This is a genomic window from Desulfovibrio ferrophilus, from assembly GCF_003966735.1.
GTDB classification, from domain to species: domain Bacteria; phylum Desulfobacterota; class Desulfovibrionia; order Desulfovibrionales; family Desulfovibrionaceae; genus Desulfovibrio_Q; species Desulfovibrio_Q ferrophilus.
Window position 1 is genome coordinate 3628899 of the sequence record NZ_AP017378.1, and the last position, 24877, is coordinate 3653775.

The 24877-nt window shown below is 57.0% G+C and carries 25 protein-coding genes; 15 read left to right on the forward strand and 10 right to left on the reverse strand.

The window, feature by feature from the left end; translation table 11 throughout:
• Positions 1 to 33: 33 nt before the first annotated feature.
• Together EL361_RS16530 and EL361_RS16535 are read right to left on the reverse strand one after the other, a co-directional pair.
• Entirely contained in the window at positions 34 to 1515 is a 1482-nt protein-coding gene (locus tag EL361_RS16530; protein WP_126381114.1) for a MinD/ParA family protein, read from the reverse strand.
• The gene (locus EL361_RS16535) at positions 1512 to 4175 is read right to left on the reverse strand and encodes an HDOD domain-containing protein (RefSeq protein WP_126381116.1); all 2664 of its coding nucleotides are present in this window, start codon (positions 4173 to 4175) and stop codon (positions 1512 to 1514) included. Before EL361_RS16535 ends, EL361_RS16530 begins: the two co-directional genes overlap by 4 nt.
• A 272-nt stretch (positions 4176 to 4447) precedes the next feature.
• On the opposite strand from EL361_RS16535, the gene EL361_RS16540 reads away from it, so the two are divergent.
• Positions 4448 to 5896 carry an HD domain-containing phosphohydrolase gene (locus EL361_RS16540; RefSeq protein ID WP_126381118.1) on the forward strand — a complete coding sequence of 483 codons (1449 nt, stop codon included), beginning with the start codon at positions 4448 to 4450 and terminating at the stop codon, positions 5894 to 5896.
• 196 nt (positions 5897 to 6092) lie between these two features.
• Here the strand turns inward: EL361_RS16540 and EL361_RS16545 are convergent, their stop codons facing one another.
• From EL361_RS16545 to EL361_RS16565, 5 genes are all read right to left on the reverse strand, one after another.
• Positions 6093 to 7220 (reverse strand): hypothetical protein, encoded by a 1128-nt coding sequence (locus EL361_RS16545; RefSeq protein WP_126381120.1) that lies wholly within the window; start codon positions 7218 to 7220, stop codon positions 6093 to 6095.
• Entirely contained in the window at positions 7217 to 8233 is a 1017-nt protein-coding gene (locus EL361_RS16550; protein WP_126381122.1) for a radical SAM protein, read from the reverse strand. The genes EL361_RS16545 and EL361_RS16550 overlap by 4 nt, the downstream gene beginning before the upstream one ends.
• 127 nt (positions 8234 to 8360) lie before the next feature.
• Positions 8361 to 8675 carry a cysteine-rich small domain-containing protein gene (locus EL361_RS16555; protein WP_126381124.1) on the reverse strand — a complete coding sequence of 105 codons (315 nt, stop codon included), beginning with the start codon at positions 8673 to 8675 and terminating at the stop codon, positions 8361 to 8363.
• Positions 8662 to 10011 (reverse strand): YihY/virulence factor BrkB family protein, encoded by a 1350-nt coding sequence (locus EL361_RS16560; protein ID WP_126381126.1) that lies wholly within the window; start codon positions 10009 to 10011, stop codon positions 8662 to 8664. Before EL361_RS16560 ends, EL361_RS16555 begins: the two co-directional genes overlap by 14 nt.
• Positions 10012 to 10034: 23 nt before the next feature.
• A complete protein-coding gene (locus EL361_RS16565; RefSeq protein ID WP_126381129.1) occupies positions 10035 to 10589 on the reverse strand; it encodes an HDIG domain-containing metalloprotein in 555 nt (184 codons plus the stop codon).
• Between the two features lie 183 nt (positions 10590 to 10772).
• Here EL361_RS16565 and EL361_RS16570 point away from each other — a divergent pair, with 183 nt between their 5' ends.
• Complete coding sequence (locus tag EL361_RS16570; RefSeq protein ID WP_126381131.1) at positions 10773 to 12137, forward strand: VgrG-related protein; 1365 nt, start codon at positions 10773 to 10775, stop codon at positions 12135 to 12137.
• Between the two features lie 66 nt (positions 12138 to 12203).
• On the opposite strand, the gene EL361_RS16575 is transcribed toward EL361_RS16570, so the two are convergent.
• Both EL361_RS16575 and EL361_RS16580 read right to left on the reverse strand, forming a co-directional pair.
• Positions 12204 to 13262, reverse strand: a complete 1059-nt coding sequence (locus EL361_RS16575; protein ID WP_126381133.1) for an HDOD domain-containing protein — start codon at positions 13260 to 13262, stop codon at positions 12204 to 12206.
• Positions 13263 to 13334: 72 nt separating this feature from the next.
• Positions 13335 to 14138: an SDR family NAD(P)-dependent oxidoreductase gene (locus EL361_RS16580; RefSeq protein WP_126381135.1), complete on the reverse strand. Its 804-nt coding sequence runs from the start codon at positions 14136 to 14138 to the stop codon at positions 13335 to 13337.
• A gap of 121 nt (positions 14139 to 14259) precedes the next feature.
• Between EL361_RS16580 and EL361_RS16585 the strand changes: the two genes are divergently transcribed.
• The gene (locus tag EL361_RS16585; RefSeq protein ID WP_126381553.1) at positions 14260 to 17145 is read left to right on the forward strand and encodes an insulinase family protein; all 2886 of its coding nucleotides are present in this window, start codon (positions 14260 to 14262) and stop codon (positions 17143 to 17145) included.
• A gap of 97 nt (positions 17146 to 17242) precedes the next feature.
• Here the strand turns inward: EL361_RS16585 and EL361_RS16590 are convergent, their stop codons facing one another.
• A complete protein-coding gene (locus EL361_RS16590; protein WP_172961810.1) occupies positions 17243 to 18535 on the reverse strand; it encodes a sensor domain-containing diguanylate cyclase in 1293 nt (430 codons plus the stop codon).
• A gap of 275 nt (positions 18536 to 18810) precedes the next feature.
• On the opposite strand from EL361_RS16590, the gene EL361_RS16595 reads away from it, so the two are divergent.
• From EL361_RS16595 to EL361_RS16650, 12 genes are all read left to right on the forward strand, one after another.
• Positions 18811 to 19242: a Fur family transcriptional regulator gene (locus EL361_RS16595; protein ID WP_126381140.1), complete on the forward strand. Its 432-nt coding sequence runs from the start codon at positions 18811 to 18813 to the stop codon at positions 19240 to 19242.
• A gap of 280 nt (positions 19243 to 19522) precedes the next feature.
• Positions 19523 to 19795 (forward strand): RebB family R body protein, encoded by a 273-nt coding sequence (locus tag EL361_RS16600; RefSeq protein ID WP_126381142.1) that lies wholly within the window; start codon positions 19523 to 19525, stop codon positions 19793 to 19795.
• 60 nt (positions 19796 to 19855) lie between these two features.
• The gene (locus EL361_RS16605; protein WP_126381144.1) at positions 19856 to 20128 is read left to right on the forward strand and encodes a RebB family R body protein; all 273 of its coding nucleotides are present in this window, start codon (positions 19856 to 19858) and stop codon (positions 20126 to 20128) included.
• A gap of 76 nt (positions 20129 to 20204) precedes the next feature.
• Entirely contained in the window at positions 20205 to 20471 is a 267-nt protein-coding gene (locus EL361_RS16610; RefSeq protein ID WP_126381146.1) for a RebB family R body protein, read from the forward strand.
• Positions 20472 to 20556: 85 nt separating this feature from the next.
• Complete coding sequence (locus EL361_RS16615; protein WP_197723447.1) at positions 20557 to 20751, forward strand: RebB family R body protein; 195 nt, start codon at positions 20557 to 20559, stop codon at positions 20749 to 20751.
• 60 nt (positions 20752 to 20811) lie between these two features.
• Positions 20812 to 21144: a hypothetical protein gene (locus EL361_RS16620; RefSeq protein ID WP_126381151.1), complete on the forward strand. Its 333-nt coding sequence runs from the start codon at positions 20812 to 20814 to the stop codon at positions 21142 to 21144.
• Between the two features lie 33 nt (positions 21145 to 21177).
• Complete coding sequence (locus EL361_RS16625; RefSeq protein WP_126381153.1) at positions 21178 to 22200, forward strand: hypothetical protein; 1023 nt, start codon at positions 21178 to 21180, stop codon at positions 22198 to 22200.
• 81 nt (positions 22201 to 22281) lie between these two features.
• Positions 22282 to 22551 carry a RebB family R body protein gene (locus EL361_RS16630; protein ID WP_126381155.1) on the forward strand — a complete coding sequence of 90 codons (270 nt, stop codon included), beginning with the start codon at positions 22282 to 22284 and terminating at the stop codon, positions 22549 to 22551.
• Positions 22552 to 22611: 60 nt separating this feature from the next.
• Positions 22612 to 23115: a RebB family R body protein gene (locus EL361_RS16635; RefSeq protein WP_126381157.1), complete on the forward strand. Its 504-nt coding sequence runs from the start codon at positions 22612 to 22614 to the stop codon at positions 23113 to 23115.
• Between the two features lie 29 nt (positions 23116 to 23144).
• The gene (locus EL361_RS16640; RefSeq protein WP_126381159.1) at positions 23145 to 23726 is read left to right on the forward strand and encodes a hypothetical protein; all 582 of its coding nucleotides are present in this window, start codon (positions 23145 to 23147) and stop codon (positions 23724 to 23726) included.
• A gap of 29 nt (positions 23727 to 23755) precedes the next feature.
• On the forward strand, positions 23756 to 24355 hold the full coding sequence (locus EL361_RS16645; protein ID WP_126381160.1) for a hypothetical protein: 600 nt from the start codon (positions 23756 to 23758) through the stop codon (positions 24353 to 24355).
• 12 nt (positions 24356 to 24367) lie between these two features.
• Entirely contained in the window at positions 24368 to 24802 is a 435-nt protein-coding gene (locus tag EL361_RS16650; RefSeq protein ID WP_126381162.1) for a hypothetical protein, read from the forward strand.
• Positions 24803 to 24877: the final 75 nt, after the last annotated feature.

Genomic DNA, 24877 nt, shown 5'->3' on the forward strand with positions numbered 1-24877 from the left:
CATTCCGGCCTTTTTTGCATTAAAGTTGTGGCTTCAACTCAGCCCGGCTGCTTTGCGAATGGCTCCGGTCAGATCGGTGACCTTGAAGGGTTTGTGTAGCACTGTGACGGGAGCATCGGCGAGGCTTGGCTCCTGTTCGGGGGCTCGTCTGTACCCGCGAAGCAGGACGACAGGTGTGCCAGCGGCGCGAGAGACAAGGTGTTCAAGCTCGTGCTTGGGGGCATCCCAACAGACCAGACCGAGGCTGTAACCCGAGAAGTCCGGTTCGTCAGTCGTGCGGGGATGGGTTGCAACGGGAACCAGCCCTGATGCAGAGAGGACTTCAGTCAACACATCACGCATGGGCGATGGAGGGCAGATCAGTAAGGCCTTGCCATTGCCTGTCGTCCTTGGTGCAGGGATGTTCCCGTCAAACTGTCGTATGGGGGACGTGCGGCGCACTGGTTTGGTTGGAGTTGCACCGCCGGTTGGTGCAAGCAGTGCGCGTAGGCTGCCCAGTTCGCGCCGCATCGATGCCAACAGCTGTTGTTGTTCGTCTTCGGAATGGGGCAGGTCAAGCCGGTCCAGGCAAAGGGAGAGATGATCCAGCCCGCCAAGCAATGCCGTGGCATCGAGGGTTGCATTGCGCCTGGCAAAGCGTTTGGCCGTGGCTGTAACGGATTTTCTGCTGCGGTCCTGCTGCTTCAGACGCATGATGGAGCCATCTAGGAACCGTACGGGGGAGATGTCTCGTCCCTTGCGGTCCAGGCCTTTGTCATCCAGGGATTTGGCCACAGAGGCGATATCCTGGGCTGCAGCAGAACCGGGGGACACCTGCATGAGCGGTCGTTGGGCAAGTCCTGCTGCGGACATGGCGCGGTCTTCAAGGATGCAGCCCAGGTAGGCACAACTCAGTCCAAGCCGCTTGCCTGCCGTGGAGCGAATTTTCTCATAGATCAAGCGCGCGTGACGAGGGTTCTTGGCGCGGTTGATGAGTATCTGCGGGCTCCACCACAGTCCGTTCTGCGTCATGACCTTGATCAGGGCATAGGCGTCGGTGATGGAAGTGGCATCCGGAGTGACGACAACGATGATGTCCTTGGACGAAAGACAGATGGACAGAATCTGTTGCGTGATGCCCGGGGAGTTGTCCACAAGCAGGTAGTCGTAGGTGTCCAGCATCTGGAACTGTTCCACGAGTCTGCGCCGATCAACAAGACTCAACTCGGCCAGGCGGGGGACGCCTGATGCACCGGAGACGAGGTCCACCCCCTTGCCTACGGGCAGGATGGCTTCGGCCATGGATACGCCGTCAAAGAGCACGTCTTCCAGTGTCTTGAGAGGTTCAACCCCGAGCAGAATGTCGACATTGGACAGGCCCAGATCCGCATCCAGAATGCAGACCTTGTTGCCAAGGTCCGCAAGGGCAAAAGCCAGATTGACCGTGACGCTGGTCTTGCCCACGCCACCTTTGCCGCTGGCCACTGAAACCACACGGGTGGGTGGAACATCAGGATTCAGAGGGACGATCTTCATACCGTATCCTCCGGTTTGAGTGCTGCCGAGATGTCCTGAAGCAGGGCATCGATCTGGAAGGGCTTGCGGACACACTTGTAGGCCCCGAATTTGAGAGCCTTTTCGATCTCTTCGGGGCCGGCCATGCCCGTGAGCACGATGACCGGCATGCCCCCGATGAGGCTTTTGGCTTCGCTGAGCAGGGAAAGTCCATCGCGCGAGGGCATTCGGATATCCAGCAGCAACAGACGGTAAGCGCTGGTTTTTAGTTTAGCCAGCCCCTGTTCGCCATCATTGGCCGTCTCGACCCGATAGCCCTGCGCTTCGAGTGATTCCCGCAGAATATCCCGAATATGCTTCTCGTCGTCAACAACAAGAATGGGCTTGGCCTGATTCGAGCCGGGCTGGGTAGGCAACACTTCGGAACGTTCGTCGGGAGTGGACAGAGGCAGGACCACAGTCACTTCTGTCCCTTTTCCGGGGACGGAATGGAAGCGGATGTCTCCACCGTGGCTTTGTATGATGCCGTAGGAAGTGGAGAGGCCGAGGCCAGTACCTTTGCCCTCTTCCTTGGTGGTGAAGAAAGGATCGAAAATCTTGTTCAGGTTCTCGGCTTTGATGCCGATGCCGTTATCGGAAATGGTGAGTACAGCCTTGTCCGCTCGAATCCCGGCACGGACCTTGATGCGTCCGGTGCCTTCGGGGCGGGCTTCGATCACTGCATGCTCTGCATTGATGAGCAGATTTAAAACCACCTGCTCCAACTGGTTGCCGTCGCCGATGATGGACGGCAGGCTGTCCAGTCGGGCGTCGAGAGTTACTCCCTGCTTGCTCAAGCCACTCTCCACCAGGCTCAGTGAACGACGGACAACTCCTTCCAGTGCGATGGTGTCCATGCGCGGTGGTGCTGGGCGGGCAAAATCCATCAGGTTGATCAGGATGGCGGTGATGCGCTCGATCTGGGTCATCATCTGCTGGAAGTCGTGCTTCTTTTTCTCGTTAGTTTCATGAAATTCAAGAAGCTGGGCGCGGGCATAAATGATGGCCAGGGGGTTGTTGATCTCGTGGGCTGCCCCAGCAGCAAGTTGACCAACGGCGGCCAGACGTTCGGTTTGCAGGAGTTTATGGTTCATGCGTCTGATCTTGCGTAAGGCGGAACTCAACCTGTCGGCGCGTTCTTCCAGACGGTCGTGAAGTTCCAGACGATGCAGGGCTGCCGCCGCCAGGCATGTGAGCTGTGCCAGCGCTGCGGTCTGTTCGGGGAGCAACGCCGCTTCGATGGGCGGTTCGATGCCGACTTCACCCAGGAAACCGTCCTCGGCCAAGAGCGGCAGCAACTGCCAGGGTGGGACAGGAATGGGCCGTGGTTGATGATCGTCGGCCGGGTCATCCGCCGGGATGCGGGTCAGGTAGCTCGCGAGCAGATTGTGCAGGGACTTGGGGGGCTCTATGTCTGATTTTCCCCACAACGGGCGCAAATCATTGTCCAGAAGGACTGAGAAGAGATAGGGCTTGCCGTTGTCGGACAGCAGGCCCTCCAGGATTTTTCCTCCGGCGTCAATGCGGTAGGCAAAGACCCGTCCCGCGCCAAGGCCATCGCGAACGGCACGTTCCACTGCCCGAAAAACATCGTCAGTTTCGGTCGCCTTTGCCAGTCTTGGGCCGGCGGCAGCGACAGCGCAGAGCAGGGCGTTGGTGCTTTTCAGCCGATCTTCACGTGCGGCCAGTTGGGTATTGATGCCGCTTAATTTGGCATTGGCCCGTTGCAAAGCTTGAAAATAGAAGAGGGCCGCGTCGTTTTCCAGATCAAAGGCCTCGGCGCGTTTGGCAAAACCTTCGCCGATATGCCCCTTGATGGATTCCAGGGTTGACTCGTCAAACCCGAAGGAGGCGACGAGTTCCACTCGCAGTTCCTCCGAGTTCGCTGTCGGGCCATCGTGCATCACCTCGTGGGCCAGGATATCACCTAGAGCAACGGCGGCAACGAGCCTGCCTTCTTCGCCCAGTTCGTGTAACGTCTCTGGCCCCTGATGATGGAGCCAGGCGCTATCGATGAGGCGGCGCGGCATTTTCCAGGCGGAAAGCAGCCATTTGCCCACTAGGGTGTGTTCCACTCCCAGGACTTCGGTTTCAAGGTCCAGCAGGGAGGTCTCGCCGTCGATACATTGTTTGACTAGTGGCTCATAGTCTTCGGCCATGGCCGACAGCAGTACCAGTTGACCGCAGTCGTGCACCATGCCAGCGGCAAAGGCGACATCCTTGAGCTGTGGCAACGCGTGCTCGGCCACAAGGGATGAGGCCACGGCACAGGCCAGAGTGTGCTTCCAGATATGGGTCAGCAGCGGGTCGCCGTCTTGCGCGTCTTTGTACAGGCTGTCGCGGATGATGACCGATAGCAGGGATGTTTTGAGTGAATCGAAGCCGATGGTGGCAATGGCCTGCTCCACGTTTTCGATTTTTCCCCGGTAGCCGTAGCCCATGGAATTTGCCATGCGCAAGACTTTCAACGTCAGTGTCTGGTCGGATTCGATCAGCTCAGAGACTTCATGAAAATCAACATCGTCGGCAAGGACGCTGTTCAGGATTTTGGTGGCAACAGACGGAGGGGCGGGCAACTCTTCGATATGCCGGACAATGTTCCGGATATTAGGAGCGTCGGTTGGGCTCTCACCGGTGTGCATCGCGCCTTCCTTTGCGGTAGCGGTGGGTGTGGGGTGGCAATACTATTGCTGCTTGAGAATCCATAAGAAATTTATGAATAAAACGCAAAGCATGCTTGGGAGGTCAGAATCTCAAATTTTTATAGAAAATTTGTATGGTGCCGGAATTTTGGAGTGTATTCTAACCGGTCTGGACATGTAATTCAGGCTGAGGTAGATGTACTTGGTAATTTGTACGGGCGCGTAGGGCCCCGTGCCTTTTCCCCGGTGAACTCTCCTCCAGTGCAGGATGCATGAGTCAGCGCACCATCCTGCTCGTCGATGACGAGCCAGAACTTCTCGCAGTGAACAGGGAAACCCTTGAAGGGTGCGGCTATCGCGTGGCGACAGTCGGTAATGGTTCTGATGCGCTGGATTTCCTCTCTTCCACCCCCGTCGACCTTGTGATTACCGATTTACGCATGCCCAAGTTGGGTGGGCGCGAATTGCTCGAGGAAATGCGCAATCGGAATATCAAGTCCGAGGTGATGTTTCTGACGGGGTATGGCACTGTGGAAAGCGCCGTGGAATGCATCCAGTTGGGTGCCGCCGATTACCTGCTCAAGCCCTTTGATATCCGCCAGTTCGTGACCAAGGTCGAAAAGATTCTGGAAGAACGCAGTCTGCGCCGCAAGACCCAGGGCCAGCGTGGTGGTGAATCCGAATTGGACCGGCTGCTCGATCTGGGTGCCGCTCTGCGCAGCCAGCGTGACCTGAAAGCCCTGGTCAAGGAATTCCTGGTCCAGATGCGCGAGACCTTCCGCCCCGATGCCATGGCGTTGTTCCTGCGTGAGGATTTTGAACCGGGGCTGGGTAAGTGCGTGGCCTGGGGGCCGATGCTGCGCAGCAACTCTCGTGCTCGGAAATGGTTTGAGGCTGTCTCCAAGCGACTTATGGAGAGTGGTAGTCCCAAGTTGTTTGACTCGCTGGCAGTGAACAATGGTACTGGAACGTCCACGGTTTCTGCCATGGTCTGCCCCGTGATGGACGGGACCGGTGCGCTGGGCGCAGCGGTGATCATTCGCGACTTGAAGCGCGGCGTCTATGCCCTGCCGAGCCTCCAGATGCTCACGGTCTTTGCCTCTCAGGCCGCTTCGGCCATGGAGAACCTGTCGGCTAAATGCCGTCTGAGCGACATGAATCTGGAGATCATCACTTCCCATGTCTGCTCGGTGGAAGCCAAGGATATCTATACCAAGGGACACTCGGAACGGGTGGGAGCCTTTGCGGCGCAACTGGGTCGTGAGATCGGCCTGCCTGATCGCGAGGTGCAGTGTCTGTCTTTTGCAGGAATTCTGCATGATGTGGGCAAGATCGGTGTTCCTGATAATATTTTGAACAAGCCTGGCCCGTTGAGCGAAGATGAGTTGAAGATCATGCACCAGCATCCGGTCATGGGCCGCGACATCCTCTCCAACATCCATACGCTGAAAGACCTGTTGCCCATCGTGTATCATCACCATGAACGCATTGATGGTGCGGGCTATCCTGATGGCCTGAGTGGTGACTCCATCCCCTTTCTGGCGCGTATCGTGAGTGTAGCCGATGGCTACGAGGCCATGACCACGGATCGTGCCTATCAGCAGCGGCGTTCCCCTGATGAAGCCCAGAGCATCCTGTTGGATGGAGCTGGAAAGCAGTGGGATGAGCACCTTGTGCGCGCCTGGTGTCAGTTGATGGAGCGCGACAAGATGACCTGTTGATCTGCCGCTGGATTTTGGTTCCCCTTCACAGTTGAATTTTCGCACTCATTCGGGCCTTGCCTTTGATAATATACTCATGGGCATGGGCTGTTGTCTCTTCTGGGGTATCTGTGCTGCGTTCTGTCATGACGCATGTAAAAAGGCCGGGATTTCCCGGCCTTTTTGCGTTTGAGTATTGTCCGATGGTGGTGATGGCCTAGCCCTCGGGAGAATAGGTTGTCTCCGCAAGTTTGGCCGAGAATTCGCGAGCCAGAGAAGCGATGGCTCCTACGGCATTGATGGCGTCGGGATCGGCTGCCAGACGGCGGTGAATCCAGGAGGCGATGTCGATGGCATCACTCTCTGCCAGCATGGAGCCGGAGCCGAGCCTGATCCCCTTGAGAAGACCGATTCGCATCTTTTCGCGGGCCTGGATGGCATTCTTGATTTCCAGGGAAATGGCATCCAGCTCTTTCTGTGGGGCTTCCACGGCTTCGCGGTCCGAGTATTTGCCGTAGGCGGCGTTGACCCTGGCCGAGGCATCAAAATATCGGTTCAGGGCGGTGGTCAGGTCGGGGCGGCTGGCGAAGGCCTCAAAGGCCTTGCCCGCATCGGCCACCAATGAAGCGTAGAGTTTCAGCATTTCCCGAACCTGTGCACTGGATACTGAATGCTTAACGTAGGTGCTACCCTTGGCGAATTCCCGTTGCTGGGCCGCGCCTTGAGCCGTGAGTTCGTCGAGCAGGGGCTGGGAGAAAATGTCGAACACCAGGCGCAGTACGATGGGTGAGAACAGATGCGAGAGGGCTTGGTCACGCCCAAGAGCAGCGTCTTGTTCATCCACGTTCAAACCTGTCAGCTCTGTGCCGTAGCGCATGTTGAGCTTCTTGAAGGTCAGGGTGGTCACGCCCCGGTTGCTCAGGTTGTTCCTGGTCCCGGCAGGCTGGTAGCTTGCTGCCAGTGTTGCGGCCAGGTCGCGGATAAAGTCCCGAGTCAAAACTCGGTCGGTCTTGGGTTCGGTCGGGGCAGCGCTCATGGTGACGCTGGAAGCGTGGGCGGGCACAGCTTCGCCAGCTTGTTGCATTCCGTTGGCGGCCTGTGGGTCTTGCGTGGCAGGATCGGGCTTGGGGGCGAACATGGGGAGATCCAGAACGCCGTTATCCTTGGACTGTTCGCCACTGCCGACGACCGCTTCATCCAGAGCCTGCTGTTTGTCCATGAATTTGACGGCCAGAACAATGGCCACGGCCAGAGCCGCGATGACCAACAGGATCACCCCTTTCCGGGGGCCACCTGCGGATGTCGATGCTGGTATGGATTCCTGGGTGCTGCTCTCTTCGTTCATTTGGCCTCCGGTAACGGGGATTTGCTATAATAGGCGGATGGGCCCTCAAGTACGCCACAGTCTGCATCAATGAAGATTTCGGTGCAACGTTTGGGTGTGAACCCCCGGCCTTCTTCGGTCTTTTCCTTGATATCTCTGGGATTTGCTCCGATCTCTGCCCAGAGCAGGCTGGCCCCGGCCGCAGCACCCAGTGAATAGGGTTCATGCGTGCAGTTGCCGAGGACTGTTCGCGGCAGTCCCAGCCGAGTGATTGCCACGATCTGAGCCATGCGTAACTCGGAGATGGTGCCCCGTGCAAACATTTCCGTACCGGGAATGGGGATGCGCCGTGCCGCACCGCTGTAGGCCGGGTCCAGCGAGCCGGTGTACAGAATCAGGTCTGCAATTTCCTCGTTGTTGTGCTCTGGTCCCACAGGTTCCACGCAGGTACCCACCACCAATCCGGCTTCCTGGAAGGCGCGCATGCTGGCCTTGCGGGCTTCGGGATCAAGCCCGGTATCGATGCCCTCGCGCAGGCGCAGGGCGTGGTAGACACCGTTCAATCCTGCATCTTTTAACTGGCGTGCGGTCTTGGTGTCCTGGTCGGGCACATTGCCGATCAGAATTGTGTCGGGCTTCAGGCTGGCTCTCACTTCCTGAGTCATCTCCAGCAGTTTGCCGAATTTGTAGTTGGCCGTGACCATCATGTACACCGCGTTGCATCCAGCAGCTTCAAGCACCTGAGCGCTGTCGATGGCTTCCTGTATGGTCAGTTCGGTCACTTTGGTGAAGATCTTGTTTTTGACGGCAAAGGAGCAGTACATGCAGTTCTTGGGGCAGGGTGCCAGATTCAGGGCAAACTGGCCGTGGACCTCCAGCTTGTCACCTGTCACTTCCCGGGAAATCCGTTTGGCTTCGGCCATGAGCAGGTAGGATTCGGGGGACTGGGGAGACAGGGCCAGCATGTCGCAGAGTTGTGCTTTGCTGAAGGGTTCTGCGTTTTTGGATTGTTTAATGATGTCTTGGATATTCATTTCGGCCTCCTGATATAATCGTTGTTAGCAGGCAGGCGTGAACATCGGGTGACACCTGCTGATCCATACCCATTGAGTCGGATAAAAGTCATTCCTTTCAATGTATTATGGTCAGCTGGCGTGTTCGTCAACCCTTGTCGGGGGCGTCTTGGGCGGGCGGGCTTTCTTGCTCATTTTTTGTTTTACGTGCGGTGCGATTGTGTTCGAATTCCTGCTTCAGGCGATCGATGATGTGCTCGTAGCCCCCCGGGCGGTGAGGCAGTGTACAGCCCGTACAGTCCTTGACGCCATCCCGGTCTGCGGGATTCCCGCCACAGTTTTGCAACCAGTAGAGGGGACAGAAGCAGAATAGGCAGTTGTAGAATGAGTCATCGGCCATCTTGTGGCAGGGGAAGTATTGGCAATCGGTATTGCGGAAATATTTGTGATCAGGCTTGGTCATGTGTCTTGTCCTCGGGCTGGCAGATGACGTGCCCTTCGCAACGGCTCGCAAATTCAGACAGGGTCAGATTGTCGGCACTGTCTGCAGCGGCTCCGATAATGCCTTCGAATACGGGATCGAGAAATTCCAGGCGCCCGGTCAGTGCCTCGCTCCGGGCGTTGCCCTTGTAACGGGACAGGGCAACGATGACGTCTACCATGCGGACGCTGTCCGGCGGTCGTGCCAGCCCATACATATCCAGTTCGGGGTGATCCAGTTTGACCACGATCCCGGCCCCTTCCAACATGTGCAGGACATCATTGACCAGCTTGACCGGTGCGTCCAGGCGGTGAGCCACGTCCTCGTTGGGGACGGGTTTAGTGCCCCCCATGAAGGCATTGGTCAGGAGTGCCAGGACCAGTGCCGCCAATTTCTGGCGGTCGTCGTGGCTGTAGTTGCCAAGGCGTGATTCGCGGAAGTAGGTTCCGCTGTTTTGCACGGCGAAGCAGATTTCCGCTCCAAGCAGTACGATGACCCAACTGATGAACAGCCAGATCAGAAAGAGCGGTACCTGGGCGAAACTGCCGTAGATGGCGTTGTAATTCTTGAAAGACGCCTGGTAGTGGATATAGCCCCATTGCACGAATTGCCACAGGGTTCCAGCAACCACGGCTCCGGCGATGCCGGAACGGAATTTGACCCGGGTATTGGGCATGAAGCTGTAGATGAACAGCAGTGCAATCCAGGTGCTGAAGTAGGGCAGCATCTTGAGCAATGCCAGATAGGCAACGCTGGCTACTGAATAGGACAGCAGCGTCTGGACCACTGCCGAGTTCTGCATGGATGCCGTGGCGCTGATGGCGATGATGATCAGCAGTGGGCAGATCAAGGTGATGAACAGATAGTCCGAGAGCTTGCGCCATGTCCCCCGGGTGGCCTTCACTCCCCAGATGGAGTTGAAGGATTTTTCGATGTTGGACAGCAGGGAGAGTACGGTGACGAACAAGAATCCTACGCCCACGACTCCCAGGGTGCGGACGTTGGTATTGTTGATGTAGCCAACAATGGCGTCAACGGTTTGGGCGCGACCTGCGGCGACCTGCATCAGCAGATCGTGGATGAACTGGGAATTCTGGAACCCGAAGCCTTTGGCCATGGAGAAGGCCACGGCCAGCAGTGGCACCAGAGACAGTGCTGTGGTGAACGCCAGGGCCGAGGCCCAGAGCAAGCATTTGTCCGCCACAAAGCCCTTGCCCACCATGTAGGCCCAGCGCACCAGAGTCTGGAGCTGGGATTGGGCAAAGGTCATGTTCTGGCCTCTGGCATCAGGGTGCAGAAAGATCAGTCGCTGTTTCATCGCAGTACTCTCCCGTCTTCGGCTTAGCCGAGGCCCGTTTCGGAGGCCACTTCAGCCATGGCCGGGATGGCCGTCAGGAAGAACTCCCCAAGGTCCATATCCAGCTTTTCGCATTCGCGGATGCGTTCCCGGCTGACGGAGGCTGCAAAGGATTTGTCCTTCATCTTTTTCTTGAGGCTCTTGGGTTTCATCCCTTCCATGCGGGTGGGGCGTACCAGCGCCGCCGCGGAGATGAGTCCTGTGGCGCTTTCAGCCGCGCGCAGGGCGTAGTCGAACTGGTTGGCCGCAGCGACTTGGGTGTGTTCCTCATTGTGGGCAACGATGGCTTGCAAGGCATCTTCAGGCATTTTGCCTTTGAGCATGTCGGCAGCATCCAGGCCATGTCGTGCGGGGTTGTCCTTGGTCTGCGGGTAGTCGAGGTCGTGCAGCAGTCCGGTGACTCCCCATAACTCGGGGTCATGACCCAGCTTGAGGGCAAGAGCGCGCATGATGGCCTCGGTCTGAATCGCGTGATTCACCAAGTGTGGCTCGGGGTTCTGTGATTTTACCAGTTCCAGCGCTTCGTCTCTGGGCAGCATTGGTCTCTCCTTCATGCCGTAGGTTCAGCCCACACCAATAAGGCTGTGGCCCATACTATAAGCAACCGGGGGGAAAGGGCAAACCCGGAGTTACAGCTCCGGGCACGGAATTTGCTCAAATCGATATCAAGGCCGCCCTGCGCCAAAGTTTCGACGCGCAAGGCAGATATCGAGGAAGCAGTTATGAGCATCAATCCAATCAAATTCATCCCCATCAAACCCATGGAGTTCTCTCGCGAGGGATTTGGGGGGCAAGGCGCTGTCGGCACCGGGCTACCGGACCTTTCCGGCAAGGCCGGTGCTTTTGCCAAAATGCTCCAGTCGGCCCTCAAGACGGGCGGAGTCGAAGCTTTGGACCTCGCTGCCCAGTTATCCATGGGCGGACAGTTCATGTCGTTGATGCAGGGTGGTGATGCCAGCAAATTGGCGGAAACCGGCGAGATGAATCAACTGCTTGATGCCTTGTCGAACACTTCGGACAAGCCCGGCGGCGGCATGGATTTCACCAAGCTCATGGGAGGGATCGGTGGGAATAACCGTTCTCTGGATTTGATGGGGCTGGTGGGCTCCGCAATCCCCGGCGTGGATATGAGCAAGGTTGCCGAGGCGTTGAAGACCAATGCCAGCCAGCAGGAGTTGGCTCCTCAGACCGCCATGAATGGGGTGGTTCCCGAGGCCGATGAACTGGCCGGAATGAGCGAGGTTGCTGCGAATCCGGCACGAAACGAGCCCTCACTTTTTTCCATGGATGCTCCGTCTGCCGTGCAGAAGCCGGCGATGGGGATTCCCATCAAACCCATGGATGCCTCGGTCCAGGCCATGATCAATGCCCCCGAGGCCAGACCATCAGCCTCACTCAGGGCGGCCCGAACCGCCATGGCTCACAAGGCCTATGGCGCGGCCCCGGCTTCTGATCCCTTTGGCGTCTTGTCCGCCCGGTTTGAATCCGGTGGCAATCCCGGTTCAGTGGGCTATGACAGGGTCGGTGGCACTTCCTATGGCATGTATCAGGTCTCTTCCAGAGCCGGGACCTTTGATCGTTTTTTGAATTTCCTGGATGCCAAGGCCCCAGAGATGGCCTCGCGCTTGCGGGCGGCGGGCCAGGCCGATACCGGCTCTAAGACTGGCCCCATGCCTTCGGCCTGGAAGACTCTGGCCCATGACGAAGGGCCGCGTTTTTCCAACTTGCAGCATGAGTTCATCCGCGAGACACATTTTCAACCTGCGCTCAAGAAGGTTGCTGAGTTGACAGGGGTGGATCTGACCGGCAGGCACCAGGCCATTGCCCAGGTTCTGTGGTCCACGGCCGTGCAGCACGGGGCCACGGGATCGGCCAAGATCTTCGCCAAAGCCCTGGACGCGGTGGGAAACATCGATGGGCCCGGGTTTGAAAAAGAGCTGATCAAGGCCGTCTATGACAACCGGTCGCGGCAGTTCGGTTCGTCTTCCGAGCGTGTTCAGGGTGCCGTGAGCAGCCGTTTCAAGAATGAACTCAGGGATGTCATGTCCCTGCTCGAAGGTTCCTCTATCCTTGATTCCAACGCATAGGTTTACTGGCTGCGAATGCTGAATGATGCCCATGGCCCGTGCCGTGGGCTTTTTAGTGCGAGGGGGTCAGATGCACAGCAGGGCCTGACAAGCCTCGGCGATTTGCGTCTCGGACTCCCGGGCTGTTTCTTTCAGGTCTTCGGGAGTCAGGCCCGTCGCATTCCAGGCAATCAGGTTCAAGGGCTGGATGAACGGTTCCCCTGTCGCGCTGCAGTCCATGGCCCCCGCCAGGGTATTGGCAATGTGAATCAGAGCGGGTTCAATGTGTTTTTCGCTCTTGTCAGGGGTATGGTGCCGAAGCACTGCGTTGATCAGAGGGAAGGGCAGATTCCATTTGCGCAGCATCATGCCGCCGAGCATGGCGTGGTCAAAGCCCAGGATATTCATTTCGGCAGTGTGAAGGATTGCGCCATGTTCGCGGATGAAGCTGTGCACAAGGCGGCTCTTGTCCGGGATTGTCTGGTACATGGTCAACAATCCGACGTCGTGCAGCAGACCCGCCACAAAGAGTCGTTCCGGGTCGGTTTCGCCGATTCGTCGGGCCAGGTTACTGGCAAGAATACCTGTGGCAATACTGTGCCGCCATGAGCTCTCCATACTGACCAACTCGTCGGGGATGTCCGAGAACAGCTTCATGACCGTGGTGCCCATGGCCAGAGTCGTGAGTTGGCTTGTGCCGACCAGGGTCACGGCACGGCTGATGGTCTCGATTTGTGACGGAAAGCTGTAGAATGCACTGTTCACCAGACGTAGCAAAAACGCGGCAAGGCTGGTGTCACGGCTGATGACGTGAGCCACATCGTTGGTCGAGGCTGCGGGCTTGACGATGACGTCCTGCAATTCGGCATAGATGGTTGGAAGCGACGGAAGTCCAGCTTCGCTTCGCAGCAGATCAAAGGGGTCCGCAGCTGCCTTGGGGTACTGGCTTGGACCAGGCTGCTCGTCCGGGGCAGGCAGGTCCGGGATGTGTTTGCCTTGGGCCAGACCATGAGCAGCATAGGTTGCGCAGATGTTGAAGAGGGTCTTTACGGCCGCATGGTTGGTGTCGCAAAAGGCGAAACGGCGTGCTGCAAAGGAGCGTCCAAGATCGAATTGTTCTGGAGTCGGTGTCGAGTCTGTGTACATAGTTCCTGATGTGCTCCCGGGTGTGGCCCCAGTATACGTGAAGCCCTGCCCAATGGGAAGGAGATCAGCAAGTTAACCGTTTACCCCCGTGCTTTCTGCCAAAATCATTCGTCCATGTTCCACGGTGGCGATGCGCCCGTGAAACGAATGTGGTTCGTTGTCAAGAATAGCCGTCAGCGCGGCGGCTGAGTCTTCGGGAGAAAGTAGTTCTCCATTTTTTTTCCAGGCATTGAATATGGCCTTGAGTTGTGGAGCGCCGCTCCCCTTGCTGTGGCGAGCCTGAGTCTGCATGGGGGTGTCAACGATGCCCGGGCGATAGACGAAGGTTGTCAGCGCAGGGGCCTCCGCCGCCAATTGGCGCATGGTATGTTCCAAAGCCGCCTTGGCGGCACAGTATGCCGCGATGCCGGGCTGTGCTATCTGCGCTGCCCCCGATCCCATGAACACAGCCAGCCCCTGCCCTTCGGCCAACAGATGTGGTACGCAGGTTCGGATCAGGCGGTGCGCGGCCAAGGGCCCAGCCTCAAAGACCTTGTCGAAATCATCCTCTGGCAGTTCCCAGAGGGAGGGGCCTGGAGCCAGCACCCCGGCAGCATGGATGAAGCCATGAAAATGGCCCAGGTTGAGGGCTTCGGTTGCCAGGACATTGGCGATGTCTGCCTGGCCTGCGCTACCTGCCACGCAGACATGCTGCCGGTCATGCCCGGCCTTGGCAGAAGCATTTGCGCAATCTGTCAAGGTCTGGCGCAATGGCTCCTTGCGGCGGGCATTGAGAACCAGAGAGGCCCCGGCACGTGCCAGTTGAACGGCCAGCGCCTGCCCGACACCTGAGGATGCACCCGTGACAATGAGGGTTTTGTTCGCGAGCAAGCTCATGTATGAAGTCTCCTTACAGGATAGAATGGCTTTTGCCGTCTGTTTTTCAGGGCGGCCTTGAGTGGCTGTCGCAATGCTTTGAAATGAATCAATCAGCCGCTTGCTGGCGGCGGAGGACATGATGACGAATATACACGGTTTTACCCTGGTTGTTGAGCGTGAGATTCCCGAGGCGGGTTGCGTAGCAAAATTGTGGCGGCATGACACCACTGGTGCGGAGTTGATGTCCGTGCTGACCGATGATGAGAACAAGGTCTTTGGAGTCAGCCTGCGCACGCCTCCGTCGGACTCCACTGGCGTGCCACATATCCTTGAGCATTCGGTGCTCTGTGGATCGAAGAAGTTTCCGGTCAAGGAACCCTTTGTGGAGCTGCTCAAGGGCTCGTTGCAGACCTTTCTGAACGCCTTCACCTACCCGGACAAGACGTGTTATCCGGTGGCAAGCGCCAATCTTCAGGATTTTTACAACCTCGTGGATGTCTATCTGGACGCCGTGTTCCACCCCCTGATTCCCGAGCATGTGTTCCTCCAGGAAGGGTGGCATTACGAACTGGAGTCCGAGGATGGCCCCCTGACCCGCAAAGGGGTGGTCTTCAACGAGATGAAGGGCGCGTATTCTTCCCCGGACAGCCTGGTCTACGAACATTCGCAGCGGGAGCTGTTCCCCGACACCACCTATGGCCTGGATTCGGGCGGTGACCCCAAGGTCATTCCCGAGTTGACCTATGAGCAGTTCAAGCGATTCCACGCGACGTATTATCATCCGTCTAATGCACGGTTCTGGTTCTATGGTGACGATAACGAGACTGAGCGTTTGCGCATTCTGGGCGAAGCCCTGGCCGGGTTTGAAGTCCTGACACCGGATTCCGAGGTCGGATTCCAGCAGGCTTGGACCGCTCCGCGCCGGGCTGAGCACGTCTTTGCCGGTGGTGAGGATTCCAAGGGCATGTTCACGTTGAATTGGCTGCTGCCCGAGACCACGGACCGCGAATTGGCCCTGGCTCTGGAGATGTTGGAGCATGTGCTGATCGGTCTGCCTTCCTCGCCGCTGCGTCGGGCGCTGATGGAGTCCGGATTGGGAGAGGATCTGGCCGGAGTGGGGCTGGAAGACGAATTGCGTCAGTTCTTCTTTTCCATTGGTCTGAAGGGCATCGACCCCGGCAATGTAGAGCAGGCCGAATCCCTGATTATGGAAGTGCTGGAGGCCTTGGCCGCAGATGGCCCATCCGAAGCCATGATTGAAGCGGCTCTGAATACCGTGGAGTTTGACCTGCGGGAAAACAACTCCGGGCGTTTCCCCCGTGGGTTGTCCATGATGCTGCATTCCCTGACCACATGGCTCTATAACGGTGACCCCTTTGCCCCCTTGGCTTTTGAAAGGCCCATTGCGACAATCAAAGAACGCCTGTTGTCCGGTGAGCCGCTTTTCCAGACCCTGATCCGTGAGCACTTGTTGGACAATCAGCACCGGGTGACCGTGGTCTTCAAGCCCGAAGTGGACCTGCTTGCGGCAAACGAAGCCGCAGAGCAGGCCGGATTGGCTTCGATTCTGGAAGACTTTGGGAGCGACCAGCGCAAGCAGGTCATCGCGCAGGCTGCGGAATTGGAGCGCCTGCAACTGGTGGAGGATACCCCCGAGGCCCTGGCAACATTGCCCCAACTGGATCTGGCTGACATCGCTCCACAAGAGACAGCCATCCCTGAACGAGGCCGTGCCGATGATGTTCTGGTTCACGAGATTCCGGCTCAGGGCATTGTCTATCTGGATGCCGGGTTTGATTTGAGCGCCGTGCCTGCGCGTCTGTTGCCTCTGGTGCCGTTGTTTGGCCGGGCGCTGTTCGAGACGGGAACCTCCCGTGAGGATTTTGCCGATCTGTCCATGCGTATTGCGCGCAAGACCGGTGGCATGGGGCATGAGACGTTCACGTCCGCCGTGCTGGGCGGAGATGGAGCCGCTGCGCGATTGTTCCTGCGAGGCAAATGTACAGCCGACAATGCTCCGGAGATGCTGGAGATTCTGCGTGAAGTCCTGTTGGATGCCCAGATTGGCGATCGCGATCGTTTCCGCCAGATTCTGTCTGAGGAAAAGGCCCGCCTGGAGCAGCACCTGATCCCATCGGGACATCTGGTTGTCATGTCGCGCTTGCGTGCCCGCAGCGGCCCCGCTGGGTGGGCTGCGGAATGCATGGGGGGCATCGAAGCGCTCATGGGTCTGCGTGAACTTTCTGCACGGATGGATGACGATTGGGATGGCGTTCGTGCCGACATGGAAGAGTTGAAGCGGCTTATCGTGTCTCGCGATGGGCTGGTGTTGAATCTGACCACAGACCCGGGGTTGTGCGCGGGTGTAGAGAAGTTGTTGTCCGGCCTGACGGAGTCCCTGCCTGCCGGGATGGCATCGGCAGCGGATTGGACTCCTGGGCTGTTGCCTGCTGCCGAAGGGCTGGTGCTGCCTGCGCAGGTCAACTATGTGGGCAAGGTTGTGGACCTGCGTCCGGCAGGATACGCCTTCCATGGCACTCATCTGACGGCTGTGCGCATGGCCCGGATGATTTATCTCTGGGACGCCGTGCGCGCCCGTGGCGGTGCATATGGAGCGTTCTGCTTCCTGGATCGCTTCAGTGGTATCATGGCCCAGGTGTCCTACCGTGATCCTTCATTGATGCAGACTCTTGATGCCTATGATGGCCTGCCGGTATTTTTCAGGAATGTTGATCTCGAAGGCGAGGAGTTTTCCAAGAATATCATTGGCGCCGTGGGCGATGTGGATGCCTATCTCCTGCCGGATGCCCAGGGCTTCACCTCGTTGCTCAGGCATCTGACGGGCGATGATATGGAGACCCGCCAGCACATGCGTGACCAGCTGTTGGGGACGCAGCTCTCGGACATCCGGGCCTTGGGTGAGTTCCTTGAGCCGCTTATGGCGGGTGGTGATGTCGTTGTCTTGGGCTCGGCAGAGGCCATGGACCGTGCGGAGCTGGGCTTTACCAGCAACAAGGTCCTATAGGGGCTGATCATCGACTACAGAACTCATGAAAGAAAGAGCCCCTCGTACGTGATCGTACGGGGGGCTCTCTTTGTCGGAAGCAGGTGGAAATGCTGGGTCAGATGACTTTGGTCGGGGCTGGGTTACAGACCGGCTCCAACTTGCAGGCCTGGTTTTTGCCCAGGTGCTTGGCCTTGTACAGGGCCTGGTCCGCACGCTCGATCAGTGAGTGTACGGAGTCGTCCTTGCTGAATGAGGACACGCCCAGCGAGCAAGTCATGTCAGGAACGATGGCGAACTGGGTGGAATCCACAATGCTGCAAAGCTTGGATGCCACACAGTTGGCTCCCTCCAGGTCCGTTTCAGGAATGATCAGCGCAAATTCTTCACCGCCGTATCTGGCCAGCAGATCCATGGAGCGGATATTGTCCTTGAGCAGGCAGGCCAGCTCGACCAAGGCAACGTCACCAGCCTGATGACCCATGGTGTCGTTGACATTTTTGAAATTGTCGATGTCGATCATGATCAGCGACAGCGGATTGCCGTAACGGGCAGCACGCGAAATTTCAGTGTCCAATTCATCCATGAATTTTCGGCGGTTGCAGACACCCGTCAAGGGGTCGGTTGTGGCCAGACGATGGTACATCCGTTTTTCATTCTCAATGGAAGTCACATCCGTAAAACTCAGGGAATGCCTGTTCCGTAGTCCTGCCAGGGGGGTGGTTCGCAGCAGGAAGGTCCTGTCGCAGCTCTTCTTACCGCCCACGCTAACGAGGTGTTCACAATCCGGCGTTTCCATGACCACGCTGATCCATTTGGTAAATGTCGATTGATCATCCACAGCGTGCAGACGAACCAGCGGAATGGCCTGTTCGACTTCGGAACAGGAGCGAGGGGTCAACTGTGCGTTCAAGTCTGCCAGTTCCATCATCGGCCGGTTCATGTAGTCTACCGTGTTGCCGTCCGTGATGAGCATGGGGGCCGGGGTGGCATCCAGAATGGCAGCCGCTGTGCTGTGCCGGAGTCTGTTGGAACGGATTTGCGCGGCGCGGCGGGCCAGAGGGAAAATCTCCTGTTCCAGCTGCTCTCCGGACAGGGGCAGTTCCAGGAAGAGGTCGGCTCCGGCTCGCATGCCGGTCATGAGGTCCTGCTGGTTGGGGGTCATGCCCGTCAGGATGACCGGGATGTCAGGTTCGCGCCCCTTGATCATGGCAGCCAGCTCTTCCCAGCCTGACGAGGGCAAGGCCGTATCCAGGATGGCAATGTCCGGTAACAGGTTCTTCAGGATATTGAGGCCTTCCAGTGTATTTCCTGCGTTCCATATGTCGCCACCCCATTGTTTCAGAGCCAGGGTGCTGGTCCCGGGTGCTTCGGGTGAAACAAAAAGGATGGAAAAGGGGCCGTCCTGCATAATGAGCATCCGTCGTGGCGATATTGTTTCTCTGGAGTTTTGCTCTCACTAGCACAAAACGGGAAGTATTTGTCAATCAGTGAAATCCCCCAGAAGAGGCGTTAACATGGGGATAACTTCATGACTAGGACACCTGTGGATGTGTCTTTTGGGCTTGGCGGAAGGGACAAAGTCTGCTGATCGGATTGAATGATGGGCCGTTATGGACGTCGCATGGGCTTGACAGAGCGGCGAGGGCTTGAATAGATGACACAAACGTCTACGGGAGCACATGCATGAAAGAGCCGCAGGCCGTATTTTCTGATTACCTTGCCAAGAGCAACCTCAAGATGACACCTCAGCGCAGGTTGATTCTGGATGTGTTTTTGCGTGACGATGGGCATCTTGCTTCCGAAGACCTGTATAACATGGTCAAACGCGAGGATAAGTCCATTGGGCAGGCGACTGTCTACCGGACCCTGAAGCTGTTGTCCGAGTCCGGGCTTGCCAAGGAAGTGCACTTCGGAGATGGAGTGACCCGCTATGAACGCAAGTACGGCAGTAAACATCACGACCACATCATCTGCGAGCAATGCGGAAAGACACTTGAGGTCATGGACGAAGAGATTGAGCATTTGCAGGAGAAGCTTGCCGAAAGTCACGGTTTTGTTTTGACCGGTCATAAGATGTATCTGTATGGCCTGTGTGCCGACTGTCGCAAAGCATAACTCTACGCAAAATTCATAAGCAATCACAAGGCTGTTCCGGTTTCGGAGCGGCCTTTTTTAGGTGCTGTAGTATAGCTTTGTCTATCAAGATGATCTTGCTAGAGTAAGTGCTCTGCTAACTTTTATAAAAAAACTGTTGATTCGATATCGATAAAGCATTATCCATAAGACAATCGATATGGACGTTGCGTACGGATCCGTCTCTCTGGATGAGATGCGGACCCGCAGGGCCGGGGTTTCCGGTCCAGGGAACAACATTATTATCAGGAGAAGGGAAGACATGGCATATCCGACCGCTGTGAACAGTCAGATCACCGACGCCATCACCCAGGCTAACGTCAAGGTGCTGGGCGATGCTCCGGCCATGGCCATGGGCAATCTGTATCAGGCCACCGCTCAGGCTCTGGGCAATGCGGCACACAACGCCACGACCGCTCAGCAGCAGACCAATGTGACGGCCCAGGCCGCAACCACCCAGGGTGTCGCCCTGCTGTATTCCCTGGATACGGCCACCACAGGTATTGCCACCGAGAAGATCCTCGGAATGGGTTAGGGCTTTGAGGAACGCTCCTACGGGAGCGGGTATTATCAATAGAAAGCATAGGGAGGAGCAATGGCATTCCCAACATCCGTAAACAATCAGGTGACCGATTCCATCACTCAGGCCAACGTCAAGGTTTTGGGCGATGCCCCGGCCGTGGCCATGGGCAACGTGTTCCAGGCTCATGCTCAGGCTTTGGGCAATGCGGCACACAATGCAACCACCAGCCAGCAGCAGACCAACGTTACGGCTCAGGCTGCCACTACCATGGGAGTGGCCATTCTGTATTCGCTGGATACTGCCTCTGCGGGTATCGCGACTGAAAAGATTCTTGGTGCTGGCTAGGTCCGAGGCGGGCAAGCATTGTCGGCTATTGAAATAACCTATGCTCCGGTGCGATCCGGGGGAATGGAGCAAACAGATGGCGTATCCCACATCTATGAACAGTCAGGTGACCGATGCCGTGACCCAGGCCAACGTCAAGGTTCTGGGTGATTCTCCAGCCATGGCACTAGGCAACCTGTTTATTGTGACTTCTCAGGCCCTTGGCAATGCAGCGCACAATGCCACCACGGCTCAGCAGCAGACCAATGTGACGGCTCAGGCCTCCATGACGGAGGGCATCGCCATGCTGCTCAGTGTGGATACCGCAGCCACGGGCAAGGCGACACAGAAGATCTTCGCCTAACTGAAATGGGCTGATGTCGAATCAGACATAAGGAAGGTGCGTTATCTCTGCGAGCGTAAACACACAGATCATTGATGCCGTGGCGTTGGCCAATACAGCAGTCGTCGGGCTTGGTCCCTCACTGTCCATGTCCATGACCTATGCGGCCATGGCGGACAGCATCGGGATCATCATGCATAACGCCGCTGTTGCCGAACAGCATATGCAGACCATTTCCACGGCTGCAACGGTTCAGGTTTGCGCATTGATCATCGCCAAGGGAGCAGCCCCAGCGTCCTGATAACGCACCTTCCAATATTTCTACAACGGGCCTTGGTCCGAAGCCAGTAAGAGGCGGTTTATGAGTGACACCATCACCAATTCATTGAGCATCATCAGCGACGCCACCAGCGCGCCTTCCGTGCCTCGTATTCAGGGGGCGGGCAAGGCCTATCAATCCGTGGCGCAGTCAACGGCCATCGCGGTTCAGGATGCTGCTGACTATCTGCGCAACATCGGCACCATAAGTTCCACTGCGCAGGGGGTGGCCATGGCCCAGCTTCTGGCCACGGGCGACGAAAAATACGTCACGGCCCTGACCGAAGCTCAGAAGATGGCGGGGCAGGCGGCAAGCGTCTTCCGGGATATCGGATCCAACGCCGCGGATGTGCTCAAGGGTTTTCCCTCCATGTGATGGAGCGATGACTGAATAGGCAAGGGGGAAGACGTGATCATCGTTGCAGGACAGTGGATATCAAAGGTCGAGGAGTTCTCGGGAAAGTTTCGTAATTTGACGGGACTCATGGAGGATGGCTCGGCGTGGCTTCAGTGGGCACTCCTGGAGCGGCAACTAGTGATGGAGGCCCGTAGCGAGAGTGACCTGCTGGCAAGGATGCAGCGTGGTTTGCATTGCTGTGCATTGATGACGATTGAGGCACTTGATCTGACCGCGCATCCCCGGCGAATGATGGAGTTGGATGATGAAGTGATCAAGGTCGTGTCTCAGGCCGTCTCCTCCAGAATTGACGAAGATCGCGACAAGGCTTGGAGTGAGCTTGCCGAGGCGGGCATCCAGAATTTTTCCACCTTGAAGGATGGGAAGGATATCCTGGAGCAATTGAAGGTGGAAGACTGTAGCGTTTTCAGCACATTGAGCCTTGGAGACTTGATCTGTCTGACTGCATTGTCCTCAGAGGATTCGCCGTTGTCCACGTGTGCATCTCCCGGAATGCAGCACAAGGCAGCGGACTTCGCTGTCTCTCTGTCTCAATCCTGCCCGGAGTTCAGCGACGCCTGCGGATTTTTCTGCCACCACGCATCGGTCAGTAAGGAACGATCCCAATCCGCAGTGGCCGAAGCCATTAAGCATCTCTGGTTGCGGTTGGCTCCGTTGGTGAATGGCACTCTGGAAACCATGACGATGCCAAGAGTTGACTCCAGCGAGGCTCTAACGGCGCAGATCGAAACCCGGGTCTTTGGTGGCGAACCGCTTGGTTTTGCAACCAAGCATCAGGCCTTGCGTGTGTTGTCGAGCAATATCGATTCTGATTGTGATGACGTGGAATGGGCTCAGGCCGCTCGTGATGTGCTGATGGATGTGCGGTGCATGATCCGTCCTGGCAATGCCATGGAAGCAGTCCTGTCTCAGGATGGTCAGAAGCGCAGTGTTGAATATGTTTCGGACGAGGCTTCAGCGGTCCTGGACTGCAGCACGAGTGGCTTGGTGACTATCGCAGATTTCTCCAGGTAAGGGCTCTCGTCAGAGCGGCATACTGGATGTGTTCGTTAGAATCGTAACCAGTGTTAATCAACAATAATCAGGAGATTCGACATGGCTTATCCCACTTCAGTGAACAACCAGATTACCGACTCCGTAACTCAGGCCAATGTGGAAGTGTTGGGAATGGCCCCGGCAACTGCCATGGGGAATCTGTTCCAAGCCACGGCACAGGCCATGGGCAATGCGGCGCACAATGCAACCACTTCTCAGCAGCAGACCAATGTGACAGCACAAGCTGCAACCACGATGGGCGTCGCAGTGCTGTATTCTCTGGACACGGCCTCTGCAGGTGTGGCCACCATGAAGATCCTCGGATCATAACGGGGCGGGTATTCACAAATCCTCAACCCGGCAGGACTGCCGGCCACCAGATGAGGCGATATGGGCAAGGATAACGCGGTAAATACGCAGATTACGGATTCAGTCATTGAGATGTTGGAGTCCACGGTCGGTTCAGGCCCGTCTCATTCCATGGCTGTGATTGATTCCGTCATGGCCGAGACCATGAGCATGCATATGCATAATGCCGTGACCACCCAGCATAATGCCAAGCTGGTGGGACAGGCTTCCATGGCCCAGACCTGCGCAAGAATTCTGGCTGTACAGAGCTTTGGGGGGCCTGTTTTTACCAGTGTACCCGGACCTGCCGGTCCCAAGGGACCTCCAGGAGACATGGGACAGCAGGGTTTACGAGGGGCGCCAGGTTCGGTGGGGGCTCAGGGACCTATCGGGGCACAAGGTGTGAAGGGAGCCAAGGGTGAACCCTGTTCATCCGGGCAGACCACCAGAGTGGTGGTGCCAGACATCGTTGTTGAGGATGTGCAACCGATTATCCCTGAGGTTGAAGTCATCGCACCCGATGGGCAGATCATCGATCCCCGCTAGAGGACGACCTGATCCCAAGGAGAAGTCCCATGAAAGCATTTCAGGAGATTGTAACGGGTATCGGTCTTTCTCCGACAACGACAGTTGTCAGGGCGGGGCCTGCGGATAGTATCGTTTACGAGGCTGTTCTCGACACGGGCAAAACCAAGGTGACAGGCATCAGTATCGACGTTGAGCACAAACTGAAGGGATATCTGGATTCGACAACCTGGGATCCTCCATCCGGGAATGGTGCCGGTCAGCAGGTCGCGGTGGTGAGCCCTTCGTCATCCGACGGCGCACAGCACTCTTCCTCTTCCACCGTTCTCTCGGATTCTCCACCTGAAGCAGCCGCTGGAGTTGATGCCGGAGTAGAGAGGGACAAGAACTCTGGTGGTGAGCAACCATCTGGGACACAGGCCGGGCACACCATTCAATTATCAGCTGTCCAGGCCGTGATGAATGTGGGCGAGTGTCGATTCAGTGTTGCTTGCCGCTGGAATCTGATGGTCGAGAGTTGTGGCAGTGAGGGAATGGATCTGGTTTTTGCCAATGATTCAGATCAAGTGACCACCTGGGTGGCGAAAATGGCCTATCTGATGATGAATGATATTCAGGATTATCTGTTGTAGCTGCGGTGAACCGCGGCAAGGAGGGAGTGATGGCCGGTAAGGGAACCAAGGTAAGTCGCCCTAAGGACGAGGCCAAAAATGATAAGGGTGTTGATCCGGGTGTGGAGTCCATCGCTGCCGTGGATGAGTTGGGTGAGTCCATGGGAAGATTTCGAGAGGATGTCCTTGAGTTGGTGCGTGAACTTCGGAGTGAGGTGGATGAATCCTTGCGAGCGATGCGTAGCGAGACAAAAGAGGCTCGCCGTAAGCTGCGGGAAGATTTGATCCGTATGAGGGATGAACGCAAACGATTTTTTGTCAGGGTCGAGGACATGCTGGCTGATGCCTTTGTTTCAAGGTCTGTTCCGGAGACAGGAATGGAACAAGCTCTTGAGGCCGAATTGGAGAGTGAAGTCGAGCAGGAGATGGATACGGGTTCGTGGCTTGCGGAACAGGAGCAGGTCGAGCAGGCCATGGCCGACAGCCTTGAAAGTGTTGCCGAGGGGCTGGAAGGCAGGGATATGGTCATGGAGGCCGAGGCTATTGTCGAAGCAGCCATGAAACGGCTTGTGCCTCATGGGAAATCTCATGTCGAACAAACCTTCGTGTCCATGCATGGGCTCGACCACGAGTCGTCCAATCTGTCATAGGGGGTGGGAATCATGTCTGAGAGCATGAAGTCGTTCGATATGTTGCTGTCTGCCATTGGTCTGTCCATGGATAAGACCACGGCCTCCGTCACTCAGGGAAAGTACATACTGGTCTACAGGTATCAGCCTGGTGATGGTGCGTCCCAACCCTTGTTGACCATCACCCTGAACCCTCAGGTCACAGCGACAATCAGGCGCGATAGCTGGGACAATGCCGTTCCGGTCAGCGGTACTGAGCGGGGGCCGAATTTCACCATGCTTTCGCATCAGAATAAATTGCTGAGCATGGGGGGGCGAGTCTACACCATCAAAAGCCGTTGGTACGCTGATATCAAAGAATGCGAGTCCGACATGTTCATTCATTTTTATCACGATTCGGATTCGCTGACTTCCAAGGTTGTGAAGACCATGGACGTGGTTGTCGCTTCATTACAAAGCTATCTTTAACCCCATCAATTCCTTCCCGGGGTTGAACAAAGAAAGGCCCGCCGTTTGACAGCCGGCGGGCCTTTCACTTGCTGT

Excerpts from the sequence above, each read along its gene's own strand:
- EL361_RS16530 (WP_126381114.1), bottom strand. The coding sequence starts at position 1,515 with ATGAAGATCGTCCCTCTGAATCCTGATGTTCCACCCACCCGTGTGGTT.
- EL361_RS16535 (WP_126381116.1), bottom strand. The coding sequence starts at position 4,175 with ATGCACACCGGTGAGAGCCCAACCGACGCTCCTAATATCCGGAACATT.
- EL361_RS16540 (WP_126381118.1), top strand. The coding sequence starts at position 4,448 with ATGAGTCAGCGCACCATCCTGCTCGTCGATGACGAGCCAGAACTTCTC.
- EL361_RS16545 (WP_126381120.1), bottom strand. The coding sequence starts at position 7,220 with ATGAACGAAGAGAGCAGCACCCAGGAATCCATACCAGCATCGACATCC.
- EL361_RS16550 (WP_126381122.1), bottom strand. The coding sequence starts at position 8,233 with ATGAATATCCAAGACATCATTAAACAATCCAAAAACGCAGAACCCTTC.
- EL361_RS16555 (WP_126381124.1), bottom strand. The coding sequence starts at position 8,675 with ATGACCAAGCCTGATCACAAATATTTCCGCAATACCGATTGCCAATAC.
- EL361_RS16560 (WP_126381126.1), bottom strand. The coding sequence starts at position 10,011 with ATGAAACAGCGACTGATCTTTCTGCACCCTGATGCCAGAGGCCAGAAC.
- EL361_RS16565 (WP_126381129.1), bottom strand. The coding sequence starts at position 10,589 with ATGCTGCCCAGAGACGAAGCGCTGGAACTGGTAAAATCACAGAACCCC.
- EL361_RS16570 (WP_126381131.1), top strand. The coding sequence starts at position 10,773 with ATGAGCATCAATCCAATCAAATTCATCCCCATCAAACCCATGGAGTTC.
- EL361_RS16575 (WP_126381133.1), bottom strand. The coding sequence starts at position 13,262 with ATGTACACAGACTCGACACCGACTCCAGAACAATTCGATCTTGGACGC.
- EL361_RS16580 (WP_126381135.1), bottom strand. The coding sequence starts at position 14,138 with ATGAGCTTGCTCGCGAACAAAACCCTCATTGTCACGGGTGCATCCTCA.
- EL361_RS16585 (WP_126381553.1), top strand. The coding sequence starts at position 14,260 with ATGACGAATATACACGGTTTTACCCTGGTTGTTGAGCGTGAGATTCCC.
- EL361_RS16590 (WP_172961810.1), bottom strand. The coding sequence starts at position 18,535 with ATGCAGGACGGCCCCTTTTCCATCCTTTTTGTTTCACCCGAAGCACCC.
- EL361_RS16595 (WP_126381140.1), top strand. The coding sequence starts at position 18,811 with ATGAAAGAGCCGCAGGCCGTATTTTCTGATTACCTTGCCAAGAGCAAC.
- EL361_RS16600 (WP_126381142.1), top strand. The coding sequence starts at position 19,523 with ATGGCATATCCGACCGCTGTGAACAGTCAGATCACCGACGCCATCACC.
- EL361_RS16605 (WP_126381144.1), top strand. The coding sequence starts at position 19,856 with ATGGCATTCCCAACATCCGTAAACAATCAGGTGACCGATTCCATCACT.
- EL361_RS16610 (WP_126381146.1), top strand. The coding sequence starts at position 20,205 with ATGGCGTATCCCACATCTATGAACAGTCAGGTGACCGATGCCGTGACC.
- EL361_RS16620 (WP_126381151.1), top strand. The coding sequence starts at position 20,812 with ATGAGTGACACCATCACCAATTCATTGAGCATCATCAGCGACGCCACC.
- EL361_RS16630 (WP_126381155.1), top strand. The coding sequence starts at position 22,282 with ATGGCTTATCCCACTTCAGTGAACAACCAGATTACCGACTCCGTAACT.
- EL361_RS16635 (WP_126381157.1), top strand. The coding sequence starts at position 22,612 with ATGGGCAAGGATAACGCGGTAAATACGCAGATTACGGATTCAGTCATT.
- EL361_RS16640 (WP_126381159.1), top strand. The coding sequence starts at position 23,145 with ATGAAAGCATTTCAGGAGATTGTAACGGGTATCGGTCTTTCTCCGACA.
- EL361_RS16645 (WP_126381160.1), top strand. The coding sequence starts at position 23,756 with ATGGCCGGTAAGGGAACCAAGGTAAGTCGCCCTAAGGACGAGGCCAAA.
- EL361_RS16650 (WP_126381162.1), top strand. The coding sequence starts at position 24,368 with ATGTCTGAGAGCATGAAGTCGTTCGATATGTTGCTGTCTGCCATTGGT.